This window comes from Myxococcus sp. AB025B (assembly GCF_006518215.1).
GTDB lineage: Bacteria > Myxococcota > Myxococcia > Myxococcales > Myxococcaceae > Myxococcus > Myxococcus fulvus.
Genome location: NZ_SRLW01000473.1, coordinates 1 through 5125 on the forward strand (window position 1 = coordinate 1; position 5125 = coordinate 5125).

A 5125-nucleotide genomic window follows, 5' to 3' on the forward strand; every position below is an offset into this window, starting at 1 on the left:
CGTCAGAAGCAACCATTCCAGCTGCCTGAGTTCTACGTGCCGTGGCCGGCGCGGCTGAACCCGAACCTGGAAGCCGCCCGTGTGCACACCAAGGCGTGGTCCTACCAGATGGGCATCCTGGGGCCGCCGAGGGACGGGACGGACCGGGAGGTCTGGTCCGAGCGCCGCTTCGACGGCATGGACTACGCGCTGCTCTGCGCGTACACGCACCCCGAGGCGCCGGGGCCGGTGCTGGACCTGGTCACGGACTGGTACGTCTGGGTCTTCTACTTCGACGACCACTTCCTGGAGGTCTTCAAGTATTCGCGCGACGTGAAGGGCGGCCAGGCCTACCTGGACCGGCTGCCGCTGTTCATGCCGCTGGACATGAGCCAGACGCCGCCGGAGCCCGCCAACCCGGTGGAGCGCGGCCTGTGGGACTTGTGGCAGCGCACGGTGCCCGCCATGTCCATGGACTGGCGCCGCCGCTTCTTCGAGAACACCAAGCACCTGCTCGATGAGTCGATGTGGGAAATCGAGAACATCAGCGAGGCGCGCGTCTCCAACCCCATCGAGTACATCGAGATGCGCCGCAAGGTGGGCGGCGCGCCCTGGTCCTCGGATTTGGTGGAGGTGGCCGTCGCGGCGGAGATTCCGGACCGGGTGGTGAAGAGCCGGCCGATGCGCGTCTTCAAGGACACGTTCTCCGACGCGGTGCACCTGCGCAACGACTTGTTCTCCTACGAGCGTGAAATCCTGGAGGAGGGCGAGCTCTCCAACGGCGTGCTGGTGGTGGAGAAGTTCCTCGACTGCGACACGCAGCGCGCCGCGGACCTGGTCAACGACTTGCTGACGTCGCGGCTGCAGCAGTTCGAGACGACGTTCGCCACGGAGCTGCCGTGGCTCTTCGCGGAGTACGGGCTCAACCCGGTGGAGCAGGCGCAGGTGCTCACGTACCTGCGGGGGCTCCAGGACTGGCAGTCCGGCGGCCACGAGTGGCACCTGCGCTCCAACCGCTACATGAACCAGCACGCCGAGGAGCGCCCGGCGCTGTCCATTCCGGTGCCCTCGGGCCTGGGCACCTCCGCGCTCCGGCTGCCGCTGACGGCGGGCGCGCTGGGGATGGGGCCTCGCGCCCGCTCGCTGAGCCACACGCCGCGCCAGCACGTGGGCCCCACGACGCTGCCGAAGTTCTACATGCCGTACAGCACGTACCTCAGTCCCCACCTGGACCACGCGCGGAGGGCCTCCAAGGCCTGGGCGCGGAAGATGGGCCTGCTGGAGGTGGTGCCCGGCGTGGGCTTCTACGTCTGGGACGACCACAAGTTCGACGCGGCGGACGTGGCCCTCTGCGGCGCGCTCATCCACCCGGACGCGACGCCCGAGCAGCTGGAGCTGACGGCGTGCTGGCTGGTGTGGGGGACGTACGCGGACGACTACTTCCCCATGCTCTACGCGCACACCCGGGACATGGCGGGCGCCAAGGCCTTCACCGCGCGGCTGGGGCAGTTCATGCCGGACGACGTGGAGACGGCCAGCGCCGCGGTGCCCCTCAACCCGGTGGAGCTGAGCCTGGCGGACCTGTGGAAGCGCACGGCGGGCCCGCTGACGCCGCGCGGCCGAAAGCTCTTCCGCAAGGCCATCCAGGACATGACGGACAGCTGGGTGTGGGAGCTGAACAACCAGCTGCTCAACCGCGTGCCGGACCCGGTGGACTACGTGGAGATGCGCCGCAAGACGTTCGGCTCGGACCTCACCATGTCGCTGGCGCGCCTGTCCCACGGGGACTCGGTGCCGGAGGACGTCTTCAATACCCGCACGCTGCGGGCGCTGGAGAACTCCGCCGCGGACTACGCGTGCTTCGTCAACGACCTGTACTCCTACCAGAAGGAAATCCAGTTCGAGGGCGAGCTGAACAACTGCGTGCTCGTCGTCCAGAAGTTCCTGGGCGTGGACAAGGACGCGGCGGTGCAGGTGGTCAACGAGATGATGACCGCGCGCATGAAGCAGTTCGAGCACCTGGTGGCCAAGGAGCTGCCCGCCGTCATCCGCACCTTCGAGCTGGACGAGAAGGCGCAAGCAAAGCTGCGCAAGTACGTGGAGCAGTTGCAGCAGTGGATGGCGGGCATCCCCCGGTGGCACGCGGGCGTGACGCGCTACACCGAGGTGGAGCTCATCCACGACGCGGCGCCGAAGCTCCACACGGGCAAGCCCGCCCCGCTGGGCACGTCGGCGATGCGCCTCGCCGAGCTGCTTCGCGCCACCCGGCCCTGAGCGGGCCGACACATTCCGCAGTGAATCCAAGTCTTCAATCCGAAGAAGGGTGACCCATGTCCAATGATTCGAAGAAGTTCGACGACAACAACCAGAGCCTGGGCACGCAGGCGGCGCGGCAGCTGGCGACGACGACCAAGTCCGAGCCGCAGATGCAGGGCATCTCCTCGCGGTGGCTGCTCAAGCTGCTGCCGTGGGTGCAGGTGTCCGGCGGCACGTACCGCGTCAACCGCCGCATGACGTACGCGGTGGGCGACGGCCGCGTCACCTTCACCAGCACGGGCGCCAAGGTGGCGGTGATTCCGCAGGAGCTGGGCGAGCTGCCGCTCTTGCGAGGGTATGAGGACGTGGACGCGCTCACCGCGCTGGCCAACCGCTTCGAGCAGAAGGAGTACAAGGCGGGCGAGGTCATCACCGAGGCGGGCAAGGAGGCCGACTCCATCGTCCTCATCGCGCACGGCAAGGTGAACCGCATCGGCACCGGCAAGTACGGGGAGCCGGTGGTGCTGGAGACGCTGGCGGACGGAGACCACTACAGCTACCAGGCGCTGCTGGAGTCGCAGGACTACTGGCAGTTCACGGCCAAGGCGGTGACACCCGTGATTGCGCTGGTGCTCCAGCAGTCCGCCTTCGAGACGGTGGTGGCGCAGGTGCCGTCGCTGCAGAAGCACCTCGAGAACTTCAAGGCGCGCTCCAAGAAGAAGCAGGACCACTCGGGCCAGAAGGCGATTGAGCTGGCGGCGGGCCACCACGGCGAGCCGGTGCTCCCCGGCACCTTCGTGGACTACGAGACGAGCCCCCGCGAGTACGAGCTGTCCGTCGCGCAGACGGTGCTCCAGATTCACACCCGCGTGGCGGACCTCTTCAATGACCCGATGAACCAGACGCAGCAGCAGCTGCGCCTGACGGTGGAGGCGCTCAAGGAGCGCAAGGAGCACGAGCTCATCAACAACCGCGAGTTCGGCCTCCTGCACAACGCGGACCTCAAGCAGCGCATCCACACCCGCTCGGGCGCGCCGACGCCGGACGACATGGACGAGCTGCTCGCGACGGTGTGGAAGGAGCCGTCGTTCTTCCTGGCGCACCCGCGCGCCATCGCCGCCTTCGGCCAGGAGTGCAACAAGCGGGGCATCTACCCCACCAGCGTGGAGATGAACGGCAACCACGTGCCCGCGTGGCGCGGCGTGCCGATTGTCTCGTGCAACAAGCTGCCCATCTCCGAGGCGCGCACCACCTCCATCATGCTGATGCGAGCGGGGGAGAAGAACCAGGGCGTGGTGGGCCTGCACCAGGCGGGAATCCCCGACGAAATCGAGCCCAGCCTCAACGTGCGCTTCATGGGCATCAACGAGAAGGCCATCATGAACTACCTGGTGACGGCGTACTTCTCGGCGGCGGTGCTGACGCCGGACGCGCTGGGCATCCTGGAGAGCGTGGAGCTGGGCCGCTCGTAGTCAGCCAACGGGAGACCACGTCATGGCGAATCCAGACAGAGAGCTGGCGGCCCACGAGGGCACCAGCCTGAGCACGGCCGGCGCGCGGCAGCTGGCGACGACGACGAAGACGCAGCCGGTGATGCAGGGCATTTCGCCCCGCTACCTCTTGAGCATCCTGCCGTGGGTGCAGGTGTCGGGCGGCACGTACCGCGTCAACCGGCGGCTGACGTATGCGGCGGGTGACGACCGGCTGAACTTCAGCAACATCGGCGTCAAGGTGGAGGTGATTCCGCAGGAGCTGCTGAAGCTGCCGCTGATGCGGGGCTTCCAGGACGCGGATGACCTGCTCATCCGCACGCTGGCGGGCCGCTTCACCCAGCAGCAGTACAAGGCCGGGGACGTCATCGTCGAGGCGGGCACGTCCGCGCACCAGGTGTTCCTCATCGCGCACGGCAAGGCGCAGAAGCTCTCCAAGGGCAAGTACGGCGACCCGCTGGTGCTGGACACGCTGGCGGACGGCGACCACTTCGGCGACCAGGCCGTGGTGGAGTCCAACGACGTGTGGCCCTTCACCGTCAAGGCGCTCACGGCCTGCACGGTGATGGCGCTGCCGCAGGACGTGTTCGAGGCGCTCATCGTCCAGTCCCCGGCGCTCAAGGCGCACGTGGAGCGCTACAAGGCGAAGCTCAAGAAGCCCCAGGACAAGGCGGGCCAGGCGGCCATCCCGATGTCGGCCGGCCACCACGGCGAGCCCGTGCTGCAGGGCGGCTTCGTGGACTACGAGCTCAAGCCGCGCGAGTACGAGCTGAGCGTGGCGCAGACCATCCTTCGCGTGCACACCCGCGTGTCGGACATCTTCAACGACCCGATGAACCAGACGCAGGAGCAGCTGCGGCTGACCATCGAGGCGCTGAAGGAGCGCAAGGAGTGGGAGCTCATCAACAACCCGGAGTTCGGCCTGCTGCACAACGCCGACCTCAAGCAGCGCCTCAACACGCGCTCGGGGCCGCCGACGCCGGACGACATGGACGAGCTGGTGACGCGCCGTCGCAAGACGCGCTACTTCCTGGCGCACCCGCGGGCCATCGCGGCGTTCGGCCGGGAGTGCACCCGGCGCGGCCTGTACCCGACGGTGGTGGACGTGGGCGGGGCGAAGTTCCAGGCGTGGCGCGGGGTGCCCATCCTCCCGTGCGACAAGCTGCCCATCAGCCGGGAGAACACGACGTCCATCATCGCCATGCGCACCGGCCAGGAGGACCAGGGCGTGGTGGGCCTGCACAACGCGGGCATCCCCGACGAGGTGGAGGCGAGCCTCACCGTCAAGCGCATGGCCATCAACGACCAGGCCCTCACCCAGTACCTGGTGAGCACCTACTACTCCGCCGCCGTGCTCGTCCCCGACGCGCTGGGCGTGCTGGAGAACGTGGCGCTCGGCG

Annotated in this window: 3 protein-coding genes; all 3 read left to right on the forward strand. The window is 68.0% G+C overall.

The annotated features are described in order from the left end of the window. On the forward strand, nucleotides 1–2253 hold a 2253-nt coding region (locus FL311_RS41025), incomplete at its 5' end, for a family 2 encapsulin nanocompartment cargo protein terpene cyclase (protein WP_228557420.1). Between the two features lie 56 nt (nucleotides 2254–2309). Beyond that, nucleotides 2310–3707 carry a family 2B encapsulin nanocompartment shell protein gene (locus FL311_RS41030; RefSeq protein ID WP_141333065.1) on the forward strand — a complete coding sequence of 466 codons (1398 nt, stop codon included), beginning with the start codon at nucleotides 2310–2312 and terminating at the stop codon, nucleotides 3705–3707. 22 nt (nucleotides 3708–3729) lie between these two features. After that, on the forward strand, nucleotides 3730–5125 hold a 1396-nt coding region (locus FL311_RS41035; RefSeq protein ID WP_141333066.1), incomplete at its 3' end, for a family 2B encapsulin nanocompartment shell protein.